At 63.7% G+C, this 17284-nt stretch carries 15 protein-coding genes; all 15 read left to right on the top strand.

Annotated elements, in window-relative coordinates; all coding sequences use genetic code 11:
• The first annotated feature begins 22 nt into the window (after window positions 1-22).
• Window positions 23-1045, top strand: a complete 1023-nt coding sequence (locus tag QF819_02720; GenBank protein MDP6802075.1) for a DUF4837 family protein — start codon at window positions 23-25, stop codon at window positions 1043-1045.
• Window positions 1042-2124 (top strand): 3-dehydroquinate synthase, encoded by a 1083-nt coding sequence (aroB, locus tag QF819_02715; GenBank protein ID MDP6802074.1) that lies wholly within the window; start codon window positions 1042-1044, stop codon window positions 2122-2124. Before QF819_02720 ends, aroB begins: the two co-directional genes overlap by 4 nt.
• Window positions 2102-2719 carry a tetratricopeptide repeat protein gene (locus tag QF819_02710; GenBank protein ID MDP6802073.1) on the top strand — a complete coding sequence of 206 codons (618 nt, stop codon included), beginning with the start codon at window positions 2102-2104 and terminating at the stop codon, window positions 2717-2719. Before aroB ends, QF819_02710 begins: the two co-directional genes overlap by 23 nt.
• Window positions 2716-3210, top strand: coding sequence for a type II 3-dehydroquinate dehydratase (gene aroQ / locus QF819_02705; GenBank protein MDP6802072.1), 495 nt, complete (start codon window positions 2716-2718; stop codon window positions 3208-3210). The genes QF819_02710 and aroQ overlap by 4 nt, the downstream gene beginning before the upstream one ends.
• Entirely contained in the window at window positions 3207-3770 is a 564-nt protein-coding gene (gene efp, locus QF819_02700) for an elongation factor P (protein MDP6802071.1), read from the top strand. Before aroQ ends, efp begins: the two co-directional genes overlap by 4 nt.
• A gap of 43 nt (window positions 3771-3813) precedes the next feature.
• Window positions 3814-4272: an acetyl-CoA carboxylase biotin carboxyl carrier protein gene (gene accB / locus QF819_02695; protein ID MDP6802070.1), complete on the top strand. Its 459-nt coding sequence runs from the start codon at window positions 3814-3816 to the stop codon at window positions 4270-4272.
• A gap of 34 nt (window positions 4273-4306) precedes the next feature.
• Window positions 4307-5434 (top strand): type IV pilus twitching motility protein PilT, encoded by a 1128-nt coding sequence (locus QF819_02690; protein MDP6802069.1) that lies wholly within the window; start codon window positions 4307-4309, stop codon window positions 5432-5434.
• 39 nt (window positions 5435-5473) lie between these two features.
• On the top strand, window positions 5474-6820 hold the full coding sequence (accC, locus tag QF819_02685; GenBank protein ID MDP6802068.1) for an acetyl-CoA carboxylase biotin carboxylase subunit: 1347 nt from the start codon (window positions 5474-5476) through the stop codon (window positions 6818-6820).
• Window positions 6821-6928: 108 nt separating this feature from the next.
• On the top strand, window positions 6929-9367 hold the full coding sequence (locus tag QF819_02680) for a DNA translocase FtsK (protein ID MDP6802067.1): 2439 nt from the start codon (window positions 6929-6931) through the stop codon (window positions 9365-9367).
• Window positions 9364-12051 carry a DNA polymerase I gene (gene polA / locus QF819_02675; GenBank protein ID MDP6802066.1) on the top strand — a complete coding sequence of 896 codons (2688 nt, stop codon included), beginning with the start codon at window positions 9364-9366 and terminating at the stop codon, window positions 12049-12051. The genes QF819_02680 and polA overlap by 4 nt, the downstream gene beginning before the upstream one ends.
• A 1-nt stretch (window position 12052) precedes the next feature.
• Window positions 12053-12676, top strand: coding sequence for a dephospho-CoA kinase (gene coaE, locus QF819_02670; GenBank protein MDP6802065.1), 624 nt, complete (start codon window positions 12053-12055; stop codon window positions 12674-12676).
• Window positions 12677-12733: 57 nt separating this feature from the next.
• Window positions 12734-13868 (top strand): peptide chain release factor 2 gene (gene prfB / locus QF819_02665; GenBank protein ID MDP6802064.1). Its coding sequence is split into 2 segments (ribosomal slippage): window positions 12734-12802 and window positions 12804-13868, totalling 1134 coding nucleotides; the frame shifts between segments, so codons are not numbered across the junction.
• On the top strand, window positions 13865-15358 hold the full coding sequence (gene lysS / locus QF819_02660) for a lysine--tRNA ligase (protein ID MDP6802063.1): 1494 nt from the start codon (window positions 13865-13867) through the stop codon (window positions 15356-15358). Before prfB ends, lysS begins: the two co-directional genes overlap by 4 nt.
• Window positions 15355-16584, top strand: a complete 1230-nt coding sequence (locus QF819_02655; protein MDP6802062.1) for an ABC transporter permease — start codon at window positions 15355-15357, stop codon at window positions 16582-16584. Before lysS ends, QF819_02655 begins: the two co-directional genes overlap by 4 nt.
• 7 nt (window positions 16585-16591) lie before the next feature.
• Window positions 16592-17284: ABC transporter ATP-binding protein (locus tag QF819_02650; GenBank protein MDP6802061.1), on the top strand; the 693-nt coding region annotated here is incomplete at its 3' end.

The following is a 17284-nucleotide window of genomic DNA, read 5'->3' as shown; positions in this document are numbered from 1 at the left end:
CTGCCGATGCGGGGAGTTCCCAATGAAGGTGCCTCTTGCGATGATGCTGACCACTCTCTGCGCCCTGACGGGGTGTTCGGACGGCAAGCGCATCCCCGCAGTCGGTCCGGGCTACGAGATCATCGTCTTCTCCACGGAGAAGAGTCGCGCGCTGGGTGATCGCGTCGCGCGGGTTCTCTCGCGTGAGGTTCTCTACCTTCGCCGGGAACCGCTCTTCCAGACCGTCTCCGAGAGCTACGCCGATGTCTCCTTCTACCGAACACGCAAGATTCTGTTCGCGGTGGGGACACCGGAGGACGAGCCTCTCCGCGCCCTCCTGCGACAGGCGGGCGGAGAACCCGTACCCACCGCCTTTCCGGGGCTTTGGATTGTGACGGAACCCTTCTCCGCCGGGCAGATTCTGTTGGTCTATTCGGGGGAGGGTGCGGTGCTTCTTTCGCAACTGCAGGAAGAAGAAGACGCATTCGTCGAGAGGGTCGAAGAGGCTGCCTGCACGCTCCTTCACACGAACCTTTTCCGGGCCGGCGCGACTGCGGGTGCAAGAAGGGCCATGGTGGAGCGGTGGGGGTGGGGGGTTCGCCTGGCATCGGACTGGGTCGTGGACGATCGGTATGCGGAAGAGTCCTTCGTGCGAATCTGGAGGGACGCGCCGGTGTGCCAGATGTTCGTGTCGTGGGAGGAGGGACGCGTGGATCGCACGCCTCAAGAGTGGCTGGCTCGAAGGAGCCTTCTGGTGGATCGTTTCTATGAGGGGGACCAGGTGGTCGAGGGACGGTCGGTCGCCAGTCATGGGAAGATGCCGGGCGCACCGGACGGAGTCCGCCTGGAGGGGCTGTGGGAGAACGACCGGTATGTGATCGGGGGGCCGTTCGAGAGCTGGTCGTTCTGGTGCGCGGAGGATGACCGAACCTACCTGGTGGACCTGTGTGTCTACGCGCCGGATCGCGACAAGCGACCCCTCATGCGAACGCTGGAAGCGGTCGCGCAGTCGTTCCAGTGTGGATGTGTGCCGGAGCGCGTGAGCCGGAAGGGAGGGTCCTCTTGAACGAGAGCCGGCGAGTGGCGGTACCTCTTGGCGGGCGAACCTATGAGGTAGTCATCGGGCACGGGGAGTGCGTGGCGTGGCTGCGCGGTGCGGTGGAGGCCGCCGGGGCGGGAAGAGTCGCGCTGGTGTCGGACTCGGCGGTGCATGCGCTTCACGGGGAGATGCTCCAGGACGCGATCGGGGGCGAAGCCGTCCTCCGCGTGACGCTGTCATCCGGGGAGTCGTGCAAGACGCTGGCCGAAGCGGAGCGCGTCTGCGGGGAACTGGTGGACGGTGGGATGGACCGCGGGGACTTGATCCTCGGTTTTGGAGGAGGCGCGGCAACGGATCTGGCGGGCTTTGTTGCGGGCGTTCTTTTCCGCGGGATGAAGCACCTGCTCGTGCCCACGACTCTCCTCGCGCAGGTGGACGCTTCGGTGGGCGGAAAGACCGGCGTCAATCTACCTGGCGGGAAGAACCTGGTGGGGGTGTTCCATCAGCCGGGAGGTGTGGTCTGCGACACCCTCTTTCTGGAGACACTCCCCGAGAGAGAGTTCCGATCCGGGATGGCGGAGGTCGTGAAGACAGCCTGGCTGGGCGACGGGGAGTTGCTGGATCTTCTGGAGGCGAATCCACCGGCGCGCGCGCCACATCCGGGGCTTGAGGAGATCGTCGAGCGCTGCATCCGGGTGAAGGCCGCCGTCGTGGCCCGCGATGAACGGGAATCCGGACCCCGGGAAGTCCTCAACTTCGGCCACACGCTGGGGCACGCGATTGAAACGGAGGCCCGGGGACGACTGCTGCATGGCGAGGCCGTGTCGCTGGGGCTGGTGGCAGCGCTCTATCTCTCGGTGGAAACGGGAAGATGCGCATCGCGGGACCTGGATCGGATGGTGTCACTTCTGGCACGGCTCGGGCTTCCGGTTCGCGATGAGAGACTGGATTCGAAGGCCGTCGTGGCCCGGACTCGTGTCGACAAGAAGCGCAGGGGCGGTAGAGATCGCTACCAGTTGACAGCGGGAGTGCAGGCCGTTAGCGTCGCTGAGAATCTCCCGGATGGGGCCGCTGAGGCGGCCGTTGAGTTCCTTCGAAGCCGCTGAGGTGGACCACTTGCGTCCCGTACCGCCCATTCTCCCGGGACTCAACCGGGCCTTGCCGGATCTTGAGTCTTCGCTTGCGGAGGATTCGTCGGCGAGAAATGTCGTCAAGGTGGCCGAGGCCAACTGGATGAGCGGTCGGCTGGAGCGGGCGATGGAACTGCTGGAAGAGCTGGTGAGCGGCAACGCGGACACCATCTCCGGGCGAGTTCTTCTCGGTTGGTGTTACGACGAGGCCGGGCGGGGAGAAGACCGCCGCCGCATCCATGAAGAAGCACTTGCGCTGGATCCGGACAACGCCCGGCTCGTGTCGGAGCCCGGTTCCGGTCGGGCCAGGTGCGTTGCCCCCTCGCCGAGCGGTCGAACCGAGGCGGAGGCGGAGCCCGAAGCGGCACTGACGGAGAAAGAGTTGGAAGACGCTCTGCCGACTCCGCTCTATTCCGGGACGCTCGCGGGGATACTGGAGCGACAGGGCTTTGACGGAAAGGCGCTGGAGATCTACGAAGCGGTGGTCCGGGAGTACCCGGATCGGGAAGATCTTCGGATGCGCATCCAGGAGCTGCGCTCCAGGGACACGGCGGAGGGAGAGCCCTCGTGACGGAGCAGCCCCGCCGACGCATCCTCGTCGTTCATGGCGCCAACCTGGAGTTGTTGGGAAAGCGCGAACCTTCCGTCTACGGTAGTGTGACCCTGGCTGAGATTCGAACGGCAATGGAGTCGGGAGCGGCGCGGCGCGAGGTCGACTTGGAGTGGTTCAGCTCCAATCATGAAGGTGAGATCGTGGATGCTCTGGGTGGAGCCTTGGGGAAGGTGGATGGGGTCGTGATCAATCCGGGGGGGTACACCCATACCTCGGTGGCCATTCGTGATGCGCTTCTCGCGCTGAGCGTCCCGGTCGTAGAGGTCCACATCAGCAACATCCATGCGCGAGAGGACTTCCGTCGTGAATCGCTGATCTCCGATGTGGTGACGGGCACGATATCCGGACTGGGCGCGGGTGGGGCCTGCTATGCCCTGGATGCGCTGGTGGACCTGCTGGAGGGGGCTTCGCTCCCCACGATCGCCCCGGGTGGGCGGGAGAGCCGATGACAACGACCAATGACTTTCGTAACGGTATGACGGTGGTGATGAACGGCAATCTCATGATTGTCGTGGAGTTCCTGCATGTGAAGCCCGGCAAGGGCGGCGCGTTCGTCCGCTCGAAACTCAAGAATGTGCGCACGGGTGCGGTCGTCGAAAAGACCTGGCGGGCGGGAGAGAAGGTCGAGGAGATTCGTCTGGACCGGAAGGCCCTGCAGTTTCTGTATCGCGAGGGGAACCTGCTCCATGTGATGGATCAGGAGACTTTTGAGCAGATGGCTCTGGATGTGGCTCTTCTGGGTGAGTCGGCGCAGTTTCTGAGCGAGAATGAGATTGTCACGGTGCTCCTGCGGGACGGAAGTGCGGTGACGGCGGAAGTTCCGAACTTCGTGGAACTCGAAGTCACCGAGACGGATCCCGGCGTGCGCGGTGACACCGCGCAGGGCGGCGCCAAACCGGCTAAGCTGGAGACCGGTGCGGTCGTGAATGTGCCTCTCTTCATCGAAGTGGGAGATCGCCTGAAAGTCGACACACGCAATCGGAGCTATGTGGAGAGAGTCAAGGGCTGAGGTCGCCGACAATGAACGCAGGCATCGACAAGGAACGGTGAAGATGGATGAGGGCAGACTCAAGCGGTTGATCCGCATGGTCGAAGAAAGTGACATCGACGAACTGGAGGTCGAGAGACCCTTCGGGCGGGTCAGGATCACTCGCCGGAACGCTCCGGCTGCTCCGGTACAGGCGGCCTCCGCCCCTGCGACGGTGGCGACCGTGACCGCTCCCGTCGCCGAGGAGGTGGACGCTCCGCCGGAGGCGAATCCGGACGCCGGACTCCTTCGGATTGTGGCACCGATGGTGGGCACCTACTACGAAGCCCCCGCGCCGGGCGCGAAGGCGTATGTCGCGCCGGGTGACATGGTGTCCGTCGGGCAGGTGGTCTGCATTGTGGAGGCCATGAAACTGATGAACGAGATCCAGTCCGAGGTGTCCGGACGGGTCGAGCGAATCTGCGTGGAGAATGGACAACCGGTGGAGTTCGGACAGGAGATCTTCCTGGTTTCACCGGCCTGATCCGTCCTCCCGCAGGCATCTGCGGGAGGACGGAATGGAACTCCGCAAAGTTCTGGAAGAGATGATGCGGCGCAATGCGTCGGACCTGCATATCTTTGCGGGATTCCCACCGACATTCAGAATCGACGGGTGCCTGCAGCCTATGGACGACGCGGCATTGACGCCGGAGGCCATGGTCGAACTGGCCGACTGCGTGCTGAGCGTCGAGCAGCGTGCTGAGTTTGAAGAGACTCAGGAGATCGACTTCGGGTTCGGCGTTCCAGGCCTCGGGCGGTTCCGCGCCAATGTCAGCAGGCAGCGCGGAACTCTGGCGATGGTCTTTCGATTTGTCCCGTTTGATGTTCCTACGCCGGAGGACTTGTTGCTTCCGGATGCGATTCCGGGCATTGCGCGAAGTTCGAGCGGATTGGTGCTGGTCACGGGCGCAACCGGTTCAGGGAAGTCGACGACGCTGGCGTCGATGATCCAGGTGGTGAATCATGAGCGCAACGCGAAGATCGTGACGGTGGAGGACCCCATCGAGTTTCTGCATTCGCGCGGGCGGGGGCTGGTCGCGCAGCGCGAGGTGGGGACCGACACGAAGTCCTTTGCGGCGGCGCTTCGGCACGCGCTCCGGCAGGACCCCGATGTCATCATGGTCGGGGAGATCCGGGATCGCGAGACGATGGAACTCGCGATCACTGCCGCCAACACGGGGCACCTCGTGCTCTCGACTCTCCATACGCCGGACGCAGCGCGAACAATCGAGCGGGTGGTCTCCTTCTTCCCGACGCATCAGCACCGCGAAATCCGCCTTCTCACGGCTTCCTGTCTGAACGCGATTGTCTCCCTGCGGCTGATTCCCCGATCGGAGGGGAAGGGAAGGGTTCCGGCAGTGGAAGTCATGCTATGCACGCCGGCGATTCAGGAGTATATCATCGACCCGGAAAAGACCTGCGCCATCCGGCAGGCTATTCGGGAGGGGTGTCACCAGTACGGGATGCAGACCTTTGACCAGTCGTTGATGCGGCTGCTCAAGGAGGAGGTGATCTCGTACGAGGACGCGCTGGCACATGCGACGAGTCCGGACGAGTTTGCTCTCAAGGCACGCGGCATTGAGGGTTCCTCGGGCGGAGCGTGGGACATGTTCGAAAGCGGTCCGGGAGAGAAGATCCCCTCCTGATGTCTGTCTGCGGCGCACAACCCGGGACGGTGCTCTGCAATGATTCGAAAGATCCTCGTGGCGAACCGGGGAGAGATTGCGGTCCGGATTGTCCGCGCTTGTCGTGAGCTCGACATTGCGACGGTGGCGGTGCATTCGGAAGCGGATCAGGACGCGCTCCATGTACGCCTTGCGGACGAAGATGTCTGCATCGGTCCGCCGTCTGCGCAGGAGAGCTATCTGAATGTCCCGCGCATCTTGAGTGCTGCGGAGATCACCGACTGTGACGCGATCCACCCGGGGTACGGGTTTCTTGCGGAGAACGCGCGTTTCGCGGAGATCTGTGCGTCCTGCGGACTTACATTTATCGGGCCCTCTCCCGAGGTCATGCGCGCCCTCGGAGACAAAGCACTCGCACGCGAGACGATGGCCGCTGCGGGTGTTCCGGTGCTCCCGGGTTCCGATGGGGTTCTTCCTGATGTGGAAGCCGCACTGCGTGCCGCCGACGAGATCGGCCTCCCGATCATCCTGAAGGCGTCGGCGGGTGGCGGCGGCCGAGGGATGCGTCGGGTATACGAGAGGGACCAGGTGGAGTCGGCGTTCGTGTCCGCTTCCACAGAGTCGCAGGCGGCTTTCGGGAACGGAGACATGTATGCGGAGAAGCTGGCCGTGGACCCGCGCCATGTAGAGGTGCAGATTCTCGGCGACACACACGGGAATGTCGTCCATCTGTATGAACGGGAGTGTTCCATTCAGCGTCGACACCAGAAGCTCATTGAAGAGGGCCCCAGCCCGGCAGTGAGTGAGGAGACTCGTCAGCGGTTGTGCCAGGCTGCTGCAGACGGTGGGCGCAAGGTGGGCTATGCAGGCGCCGGGACCGTCGAGTTCCTCGTGGATGCGGAGGGCGGGTTCTACTTCATGGAGATGAACGCGAGAATCCAGGTGGAGCATCCCGTGACGGAGCTGATCACGGGGCGGGATCTCATCAAGGAGAGCATCCTTGTGGCCGGAGGGGAACCGCTCTCGTTCACGCAGGATGAGGTGCGCGTGGAAGGGCACGCCATCGAGTGTCGCGTGAACGCGGAGGACCCGGCGAGGGACTTCACACCCTGTCCGGGACATGTAGAGCACCTGCACCTTCCCGGAGGCCCGGGAATCCGAGTGGATACTCACATGGACTCCGGCGCGGACATTCCGCCCTATTATGATTCACTGGTGGCCAAAGTGCTGGCTCATGGGAGAGACCGCGCCGAAGCCATCGCGCGGATGAAGCGTGCTCTGGATGAGTTCTCGCTGGAGGGAGTGAAGACGACCGTCCCTCTTTTGGCCGAGATTCTGGAGGAGGACGCTTTCGTGCAGGGATGCTACGATACCGGCTTCCTGGATCGGCGGCAGTCCGCAGAGTAGGGCGGTCGGCGACAGCCGGGATCCGTCTTGCGCGTGGCGCTCCGGCGACTCGGGGCGTTCAAAGAGTCATCACTGGTTTCTCATTCTCCTCCGTCCCGGGTGGTCCGCATGGGTGGAAAGTCCCGAAGAAGAAAGCGCTCCGGAAGACCGCGTCTTCTCGCGGGGCTGTGCCTGCTGGTCGTCGCGCTGATGCTGGCCGTGGCCCTCGTCGCGTACATCCAGAATGGGAACTGGCGCGTCGATTCGGGAGAACTCGCGCGCGAGATGGGTCGGATCAACCACTTTGCGGCCTCGCGTGCCATCGCCTTGCTGGGCGCGCTGGGAGCGTGGTTGCTTCCGCTGGGCGCCGGGGCCGTGGGCGTTCGCCTCCTTGCGGGAAGATCGCTCCCCGGCGTGGACGGGAAGTTCGCGGCAAAAGTGGCGGGTGCGGTCGTGCTTGCAGCCACATTCATCGCGCTTCCCGGGGAGAGCACCGAGGGGGTTCGCGGGTTTCTCGCGGGCTGGGTGGGCACCCGCACTGCCTGGGTGCTGGAGGAGTTCTTCGGAAGGGTGGGTGCCACCATTCTTCTGGTGGGCGCGTCGGTGGTGCTTGTTGTGGTGTCGGGAGTACGCCGCATTCCCGGGATGGAATACTTGCAGCGTCTGGGGAGTGTCTTCGCGACATGGACCGCCCGGGTGCCTTCGAAGAGTGCGGGTTTGTGGAAGAGTGCAGCCTTGAGCGTACGGTCTCTGTTCGCGCAGGATAGTTCGAAAAGGCTGAAGGCCAGGCGCGGAACCATCACCACCCCACCGGAGGAGTCGGGAGTCTGCGGTGGAGCGGTCGCCGGGTCGGAAGAGGAACCGGGACCGGGTGAGCGGGAAATCCCCGTGGTGCGCCCCGCCCCGGCAAAGGACCCCGGCTCGGGGCCGGACTTGCCCACGACGGATGAACAGCGCGAAGGCGCACCGGTGGAAGTGCTTCCTTCACGGGGAGAGCCCACCCCGCCCAGGCCTGCGCCGGCAGCGGAGTCGGATCGTTCCGCGGATTCAGAACTGCAGTCTCTGGCAGGGTCGGTCATCACTCCGGAAGGCATGGCGCCATACGCCCCACCGCCTCTTCACTTTCTTGCGGAGGATGAAGAAAACGCGGAGGTCGGTCCGGACGCCGGGGTCTTCCGTGAACGGGCCGGTGTGCTGGAGACCACGCTTCGCGACTTCGGCATCAAGGGAAAGGTGACGCAGGTATTCCCCGGCCCCGTCATCACGCGTTACGAGGTGGAACCTGCTCCGGGGCAGAAAGTGTCCGCCATCGCGGGGCTTTCGGATGATCTCGCGCTGGCGATGCGGGCTTCACAGATCCGCATTCAGGCTCCCATTCCCGGGAAGGGTGCCGTGGGGATCGAGATCCCCAACGACGTACCCGTCACAGTGCGGCTTCGGCCGCTGCTGGAGTCGAAGGAGTTCACGGAGAGCCGTTCGAAGCTGACCATTGCGTTGGGCCGCACCATTTCCGGGGATCCGTATTGCGTGCCGCTGGATGCCATGCCGCATGTGCTGGTTGCGGGAGCGACCGGGTCCGGGAAGTCCGTCTGCATCAACACCATCATTATGTCCATCATCTATCAGGCGGGTCCGGAGCGGGTGCGGTTTGTGATGGTGGACCCGAAGATGCTGGAACTGCAGACCTATGTCGGCCTCCCGCACCTGATCCCGCCTGTCGTGACTCAGGCGAAGGAAGCCGTCAAGATCCTCAAGTGGGCTGTCGGAGAGATGCAGGCTCGCTATCGGATGCTTGCGCATGTAGGCGTGCGAGGGATTGGCGACTACAACTCCCGGCAGGAGCAGGAGGGTGCGCCCACGCTCCCCTTCCTGGTGATTGTGGTGGATGAACTTGCGGACCTCATGTTGTCGAATGTGAAGGGGGACATCGAGACTTCGATCGCGCGCCTTGCGCAAATGGGCCGGGCCGTAGGCATCCATCTCGTGCTCGCCACGCAGCGGCCCTCGGTGGATGTCATCACCGGCGTGATCAAGGCCAACTTCCCCTCGCGAGTTGCGTTCCAGGTTCCCACGGGTACCGATTCACGCACCATCCTGGACGGAGTGGGTGCGGAGCGGCTTCTGGGTAAGGGCGACATGCTCTACCTCGGAGTGGGAATGCCGGATGCTGTCCGGGTGCACGGGTCATTTGTCTCTACCGAAGAGGCGGTCGATGTCGTGGAGTGGTTGAAGACGCATTCCCCCAGCGTAGAGGAAGACGCTGTCGAGGAGAGTCCCATCGCCGGGGGGGACGACCTCTTCCCCATGGAAAGGGAAGACGATCTCTTCGAAGAAGCGGCGCGGATTCTGGTGGCTCATCAGCAGGGGTCGATTTCGCTTCTTCAGAGGCGGCTGAAGGTGGGCTATGCACGCGCTGCCCGTCTTGTGGACATGATGGAAGAGGCTGGCATCGTGGGGCCTTTCACGGGAAGCAAAGCGCGCGAGATTCTGGTTCCGACGGTGGAGGATCTGGACAAACTCCTGAGCGCCAGGTCGCAGGGCTCCCCGGGCGGCGTTGCCGGATCATGACGCGCGCGACCGCACGGTGCGTTCTGGTTCTCGTGGACGGAACAGCGCTGGCGTACCGCTCTCACTTCGCCTTTGCGAAGAACCCGCTGACCACTGCGGATGGCACCGTGACGAGCGCAGTCTACGGGTTCATCACCGGACTGCGGCGCATGAAGGAGGCACTGTCTCCGGACGAGCTGGTGGTGGTGTTCGATCCTCGCGGCCCGACCTTTCGCCACAGGCTCTCCGCTGACTACAAGGCGACGCGGGAGCGCATGCCTGACGATCTGCGCGACCAGTTCCCGAGAATCCGGGAGTACCTGCGCCTGTCCGGCGTGGAACAAGTGACCATGGACGGGTACGAAGCGGACGATGTGCTGGCCGCGTTGGCGCGAAGAGCCGCGGCCTCCGACAAGGAGGTGCGCATTGTCTCCGGTGACAAGGATCTGTTGCAGGAAGTGGGTGAAGGCGTCCGCGTCGTGATCATGGGCAGGGGTGCGGATCGCCCGCGCACGCTGGACGAGGGCGGAGTGCTGGAGGCAATGGGTGTGCGCCCGGAACAGATTGTGGACTACCTGTCGCTGGTCGGTGACTCCTCCGACAATGTCGCCGGAGTGCGCGGCGTGGGCAAGAAGACTGCGGTGCGCCTCCTGGCGGAGCACGGCACACTGGACGCGATCTTGGACCACGCGGCCGACATGAAGGCGAGCAAACTCCGCGAGAACCTGATCGCCGACCGGGAGATTGCGCTGGCTGCGCGGGAACTGGTTCGTCTCCATGGAGAAATCGAGCCGGCGGATTCGGACTACGATCACGGGGCGGCAAACCCGGAAGCACTGGACGAGTTCCTGCGGCTGATGGAGTTCCATTCGTTGCGGCAAGAGCTTTCCGCTCCCGTGGTGGCCGGTCGCAGCGATTACCGGATCGTGGATACCGCCCGGGCCCTGCAGGAGGCAGCCCGCGCTCTCCGTGAAGCGGGCCGCTTTGCCTTCGACACGGAAACGACTTCGAAGCGGCCAATGCTGGCCCGCCTGGTGGGGCTCTCGTTCGCGTCGTCGGACGGGGAGGCCTGGTATGTGCCCGTCGGCCATGCGCAGGGTGGCGGCGTGCCGTGGGAGACCGCCAGGGGGATTCTGGCCCCCATCCTGGAAGACGCGGAGATTCCCAAGTGGGGTCAGAATGTGAAGTACGACACGCTGGTGCTCAAACGGCATGGAGTTCAGGTGCGCGGGGTGGACTTCGATACGATGCTGGCATCGTATGTCGAGGATCCGTCCCGGCGGTCCCACTCATTGGACGAACTGGCGGATCGTCTCCTGTCGATGCGCAAGATCCCGATCGAAGAAGTACTCGGGAAGGGCAAGTCCGCGGTGTCCATGGCGGACGCGCCCGTGGAGAAGGTGGCGCGCTATGCCGCCGAGGATGCGGATGTGACCTTCCGGCTGCGAGCGGTTCTGGAGCCGGGACTGAACGCGGCCGGGCAAACGGAGCTGCTTCGCGACATTGAGATGCCACTGGCTGGCGTACTCGCCGACATGGAAGAGGCGGGGATCCGTCTTGATACGGACTTTCTCGTCGACCTCTCCGGAAAGATGCACCGCGAGCTGGAAGCACTGGTTTCGGAGATCCGGGAGACCGCCGGGCCGGACTTCAATCCGGGCAGTCCGAAGCAGGTGGGAGTGCTGCTCTTCGAGAAGCTGGGACTGCCGACGGGAAAGAAGACGAAGACCGGCTTCTCCACCAACGCGAGCGTGCTGGAGATGCTGCGCGATCAGCACCCCATCCCCGGGCTTCTGCTGAGGCACCGGGAACTGGCGAAGCTCAAGTCCACCTATGTGGATTCCCTCCCCGGGCTGGTGCATCCGGAGACAGGGCGTCTGCACACCAGCTTCAATCAGGCGGTGACGGTGACGGGACGGCTGTCTTCATCGAATCCGAACCTGCAGAATGTGCCGGTTCGGACGAAAGAAGGCCGCTCGATCCGGCGCGCGTTCGTTCCACTGGACTCGGAGAGTGTCCTTCTCTCCGCGGACTATTCGCAGATTGAGCTGCGCATCCTGGCACACATGGCTCAAGACGACACGCTGATCCAGGCGTTCCGCGAGGGCCGTGACATTCACCGCGCCACGGCCGCGCTTGTGTTCGATGTGCCGGAAGAGGAGGTCACCGGCGAACAGCGGGGGAGAGCGAAGACCATCAACTTTGGTGTGCTCTACGGGATGGGCGCCGGCAATCTCGCGGGTCAGCTGGGCATTGCCCGAAAGGAAGCGGGCGGCTTCATCAAGGCGTACTTCCAACGCTATCCGGGAGTGGACGCGTTCATCCGGGAAGCTCGCGAGCGAGCGCGCCAGGACCTCTTCGTGGAGACGCTGAGTGGGCGGCGGCGACCTGTGCCCGAGATCGCGTCGTCGGATCCGCGTCTGCGCTCCTTCGGCGAGAGGATTGCGGTGAACACGCCCATTCAGGGGACGGCAGCGGACATCATGAAGATCGCAATGGTGCGCGTCGCGACGGGGATCCGTGAGGCGGGACTGCGCTCTCGCATTCTCCTGACCGTGCATGATGAACTGGTGTTCAATGTTCCACGGGACGAAGTGGACGCGCTTTGCAAGGTGGCGATCCCGGCCATGGAGGGTGCCATGGAGCTGGAGGTTCCACTGCTTGTGGAAACGGGGCACGGACAGAACTGGAGCGAGGCACACTAGCATGGGCACCGGAGATCGGATGTGCGTCGTGGGCGTTACCGGTGGCATCGGGGCGGGGAAGAGCACCGTCGCGGCGCTTCTCGCGGCGCGTGGTGCGCGCGTACTGGATGCGGACGAGATCGTGCGCGAGCTCTATGCGGGCGGAGAGGTCTGCGAGCGCGTCCTGGCACGCTTCGGCCCGGAGGTGATGGCGGGGGACGGTTCGGTCGATCGGGCCCGCCTGGCCGCAAGGGTGTTTCCGGATGAGGAGAGTCGGCGTGTGCTGGAGGAGATCGTGCACCCGGTAGTGCGGGGCGTGGTGGAAGAATCGCTTGCGGAATGGCGTGCGGCCGGTTTCGCGGGTCTTGCGGTCGTGGACGCCGCACTCCTTGTGGAAGCGAGGCCACCCTACCCGGTGGACTTCCTGCTTGTGGTGGAGGCCGAGGCTTCGATCCGTCTCCAACGACTGGAAGACCGGGGAATGAGCAGGGCGGAGGCTCTTCAGAGAATGGAAGCGCAGGCGGAGGACGCCGAGCGCGCGTCCCGGGCGGATCATGTGCTTGCAAACCACGGGTCCGTGGAGGATCTTGCCGCAGGAGTGGAAGAGTTTCTACGAAAGCTGAGGCGCGACGAAAAGGCCATTTGAGACTAGTATCCCGCGCGGTTGCAGACGGTGAGAGCAGATCCGGAGGGAGGATCAGGAATGCACGACGATCTGGGGAAGACGCTGGAAGGGTTTCAGAAACGAATCGCCGACCTTCGGGGGTTTCTTTGACCTCCCCACGCGGGAGAAGAGGATTGCCAAACTGGAGGAGCAGACTTCGGCGGAGGGATTCTGGAACGACTCCGCCAAGGCGCAGCGGCTTCTTCGAGAGATGAAGCGCGAACGCAACTGGGTGGAGCAGTTGACCTCAGTGGCGTCGCGGTGCGAGGAGTTGGAACTTCTTCTGGAGATGGCAAGAGAAGAAGCGGATCAGGACTCCGAGAGAGAAGCGGCCGAAGGCGCGGTGGCGCTCGAGGAAGATCTCAAGGCGCTGGAAGTCCGCAGTCTCTTCCGGGACGAGGACGATCGAAGAGATGGCATCCTGACCGTCCATCCCGGTGCGGGTGGTGTGGACAGCCAGGACTGGGCTGAGATGCTCTTCCGGATGTATCTGCGCTGGGCAGAGCGAAGGGGATTCGAGGTGGAAATCGTGGATCAGTCGCCCGGGGAAGAAGCAGGGCTAAAGAGCGCTTCGGCCATCATCCGCGGAGATTATGCATTTGGTTACATGAAGGTGGAAAGAGGCGTGCATCGACTGGTGAGGATCTCGCCCTTCGATGCGCAGAGCCGTCGGCATACCTCGTTCGCCTCGGTGTATGTCTATCCCGAGGCCGACGAAGAAGTAGCGGTGGAGATCAACGATCAGGATCTGAAGTGGGACACCTACCGCGCCAGCGGTGCGGGCGGGCAGCATGTGAACAAGACCGATTCCGCGGTCCGCATCACGCATCTTCCCACGAACACCGTGGTGACTTGCCAGGCGGAGCGTTCCCAGCACCGGAATCGCGAGATGGCGATGCATATTCTCAAGTCACGCCTGTATGCGCTGGCGAAGGAAGAGGACGATCGAAAGCGCCGGGAAATCGAAGACGCCAAGGGTGAGATTTCGTGGGGCAATCAGATTCGGTCCTATGTGTTTCAGCCGTATACGATGGTGAAGGACCATCGGCTGAAGGTGGAGACCGGCAATGTTCAGGCGGTCATGAACGGAGATATTGATATGTTCATTGAGGCGGCACTTCTGCAGGGAGTCGGGACTGGAGTGGCGGCCGGGGAGCAGGAGGGTCACTCATGACCGATGCGCCGGGAGCCGCGCCAATGAGTTCCGAAAGCGATCAGGTGCTTGCGCGCCTTGACAAGCGGCGCCGTCTCGAAGAAGCGGGCGTGGACCCTTATCCCGGTGGATATGACATCACGCACACTTCCACGCAGGCGGTGAGTGCGTTTGAAGCGGAAGGAGAAGGGGTTCCCGTGCGGATCGCGGGGCGGGTGATGTCGCGCCGAAAGATGGGCAAGGCCACCTTCCTGCACTTGCAGGACCGGGACGGGCGCATTCAGGCGTACTGTCGAAAGGACGCGGTAGGCGAGGAGCCTTATGCGCTGATGAGCCTGCTCGACATTGGGGACTTCGCCGGAATCGCCGGGACGATGTTTCGCACGCGTACCGGAGAGGCCACCGTTCAGGTGGAAAGCTGGCGCTTCCTTGCAAAGGCACAAAGGCCGCTGCCGGAGAAGTGGCATGGTGTCCGGGACAAGGAGATACGGTTCCGTCAGCGATACCTGGATCTTGCCATGAACGAAGAGGCACGCGTCGTCTTTCGGGCGCGCTCACGAATGATCTCGGCCATGCGGCGTGTGCTGGACGCGAAGGACTTTCTGGAAGTGGAGACGCCGGTACTCCAGCCGCTCTATGGCGGAGCCAATGCACGGCCGTTCCGGACGGAGCACAACGCGCTGGGCGTCACGCTGTACCTGCGAATCGCGGATGAACTCTATCTGAAGCGATGTCTCGTGGGCGGGTTGGACCGCGTCTATGAGTTTGGCAAGGACTTCCGAAACGAAGGCATGGACCGCACACACCAGCCCGAGTTTACGCAACTGGAAGCGTATCAGGCTTATGGGAACTACGAGGACGGGATGTCGCTGGTGGAAGAACTCGTGGCGGCCGGAGCCGAGGCCGCGTGTGGAAGTACCGTGGTGGAATGGGGCGGTCGCACGCTGGACTTCGGGAGGCCGTGGGAGCGCGTGTCGTATCTGACCATTCTCTCGGAGGCGGCAGGGCGGGATCTCTCCTCGCTGGAGGAAGGGCCGATCCGGGAAGCCTGCCAGGCGCACGGAATCGAGTATGAGGGAGACCCTACCGCCGCGGTGATGCTGGACGACCTCTTCTCCCGGATTGTGCAGCCTGAACTGCTGGATCCGACCTTTGTGATCGATCACCCGAAGCTCATGTCGCCTCTGGCGAAGGGGAAGCCGGGTTCGCCGCATCTGGTGGAACGATACGAACCCATTGTGTGCGGGATGGAGGTCGGGAACGGTTTCTCTGAGCTGAACGACCCTCAGGAGCAGCGCGCCCGGTTTGAGGATCAACTGAAGCGCGCCCGACGCGATGAGGACACGATGGTGCTCGACGAGCCGTTCCTATGCGCGCTGGAACACGGGATGCCACCGGCCTCCGGGCTGGGCCTGGGCATTGATCGGCTGGCCATGATTCTCTCCGGGGCGGACCAGATTCGAGAGGTCATTCTTTTCCCGCAGATGCGTCCGGAGAAGGGGGAAGAATGAGCGTCGAGTGGTTCGTCGCGTCGCGATATCTTCGTGCCCGGGGGCGGTCACGGTTTCGCTCGCTGATCAGCCTCCTTGCGGTGGGCGGCGTGGTCGTGGGGGTGGCTTCGGCTATTGTGGTCCTCGGGGTGATGAACGGCTTCAGCAAGGAAGTGCGCGGACGAATCGTAGGAACCAATGCTCATGTCGTGCTGCTGGATCCGGAGGAGCGGGGAATCGAGTCGCCGGAAGTCGTGGTCTCTGCGGTGGAGGAGGTAGAGGGAGTGGTCGCGGCGGTTCCTTTCGTGTACGGAAAGGTGATGATCTCGACGGCCAGAGAGGCCGAAGGCGCGGTCCTTCGCGGGATGGATCGCGCGGCGGAGAGCCTCGTGACGGAAGTGCCGGGCAGCATTTTCCCCGAGAACGCGGAACTCGGGCGACGAGCGGAAACCGACCTGGACGAACTTCCGGGAATCGTTCTGGGAGTGGGTCTTGCGGCCTCCTTGCGTGCCGGAATCGGCGAGACCGTCTCGGTCATGGTGCCGACCGTTCGCAGGCGCGGGATTCCGCGGATGCGCTCATTTGTGGTCACCGGTCTCTTCGAGTCCGGAATGCACGAATACGACTCAGCCCTGGCGCTCACCTCCATTGAGAGCGCGGCGGAAGCGCTGGACTCGGCGGGCCGCGCGACCGGAATCCTCGTGCGTGTGACCGACATGGACGACGCGCCGGCAATCGGCGAGCGCATTGTCTCGGAGATTGCCGACCCGCCACTCTGGGCGAACGACTGGATCCGGCAGAACCGCCAGCTCTTCCTGTGGATGCGGATCGAGAAGATCGTCGGATATCTGCTGTTCGGTGTGATCCTCGTGGTGGCGTCCTTTCTGATTGCGTCCACCCTCATCATGATCGTGCTGGAGAAGACACGGGAGATCGGCGTTCTCATGGCGGTCGGCATGGCGCGGCGGTCCATCCGTCGTCTGTTCGTTCTCGAAGGAGCGGCCATCGGCGGGACAGGGACGGTTCTGGGCTGCCTGACCGGTTGGCTGGCTTGCGCGGGGCTGGACCGGTACCGCCTCACGCTTCCGGGCGATGTGTACTTCATCGAGACGCTTCCGGTGGAGCTTTGGTGGGGTGATCTCGTGATCGTCGCGATGCTGGCATTTGCGGTTTCGGTGCTTTCTGCTCTCTACCCGTCGTGGCGGGCCTCCCGACTCGTTCCGGCGGAGGCGATCCGTTATGAGTAGCGCTGCAATGGTCATGGAGGCGCGTGGTGTCAGGCGAAACTTCGCCTCGGGCGAGGGGATGCTGCGTGTCCTGCGGGGAGTGGACCTGCGCGTTCGGCCTGCGGAGATTGTCGCGGTGGTCGGGCCATCGGGTTCAGGCAAGAGCACACTCCTGCACGCGCTCGGTGGGCTGGATCGACCGGACGAAGGCGAGGTTCGCCTGGATGGACAGTCTCTGTGGGACATGGCCGAGCCGGATCTTGCCGCGATACGAAATCGCCGGATCGGTTTCGTCTTTCAGTTTCACCACCTGCTTCCGGATTTCTCCGCTCGGGAGAATGTGTCGTTGCCTTGCAGGATTGCCGGCATGCGCGCGGGTGAAGCCGCCTCGCGCGCGAGCGAACTCCTGGAGGCCGTCGGCCTTTCGGACCGTGCGGACCACAGGCCGGCGGAACTCTCCGGGGGTGAGCAGCAGCGGGTCTCCATGGCCCGCGCGCTGGCCAACCACCCGACGATTGTGTTGGCGGACGAGCCCTCCGGGAATCTGGATGTCTCGACGCGCCGGGAGCTTCATGCGCTGGTAGATCAACTGCGGGCGGACCACGGGCAAGCATTCGTCGTCGCTACCCACGATGCGGAACTGGCCCAACATGCCGACCGTGTTCTGAAGATGGAAAGCGGAACGCTGCACGAGGTCGCGCAGGACCAACTCCACGCAGGC

The sequence above is a fragment of the Gemmatimonadota bacterium genome, from assembly GCA_030747075.1.
Lineage (GTDB): Bacteria > ARS69 > ARS69 > ARS69 > ARS69 > ARS69.
The sequence above is the reverse complement of the archived record's forward strand: the minus strand, read 5'-3'. Positions and strand labels throughout refer to the sequence as shown.

Bases quoted from the DNA above. Each gene is read 5' to 3' on its own strand.
- efp (MDP6802071.1), top strand. From the start codon at position 3,207: ATGACAACGACCAATGACTTTCGTAACGGTATGACGGTGGTGATGAAC.
- lysS (MDP6802063.1), top strand. From the start codon at position 13,865: ATGACCGATGCGCCGGGAGCCGCGCCAATGAGTTCCGAAAGCGATCAG.
- accB (MDP6802070.1), top strand. From the start codon at position 3,814: ATGGATGAGGGCAGACTCAAGCGGTTGATCCGCATGGTCGAAGAAAGT.
- QF819_02720 (MDP6802075.1), top strand. From the start codon at position 23: ATGAAGGTGCCTCTTGCGATGATGCTGACCACTCTCTGCGCCCTGACG.
- QF819_02655 (MDP6802062.1), top strand. From the start codon at position 15,355: ATGAGCGTCGAGTGGTTCGTCGCGTCGCGATATCTTCGTGCCCGGGGG.
- QF819_02690 (MDP6802069.1), top strand. From the start codon at position 4,307: ATGGAACTCCGCAAAGTTCTGGAAGAGATGATGCGGCGCAATGCGTCG.
- coaE (MDP6802065.1), top strand. From the start codon at position 12,053: ATGGGCACCGGAGATCGGATGTGCGTCGTGGGCGTTACCGGTGGCATC.
- QF819_02680 (MDP6802067.1), top strand. From the start codon at position 6,929: ATGGGTGGAAAGTCCCGAAGAAGAAAGCGCTCCGGAAGACCGCGTCTT.
- polA (MDP6802066.1), top strand. From the start codon at position 9,364: ATGACGCGCGCGACCGCACGGTGCGTTCTGGTTCTCGTGGACGGAACA.
- accC (MDP6802068.1), top strand. From the start codon at position 5,474: ATGATTCGAAAGATCCTCGTGGCGAACCGGGGAGAGATTGCGGTCCGG.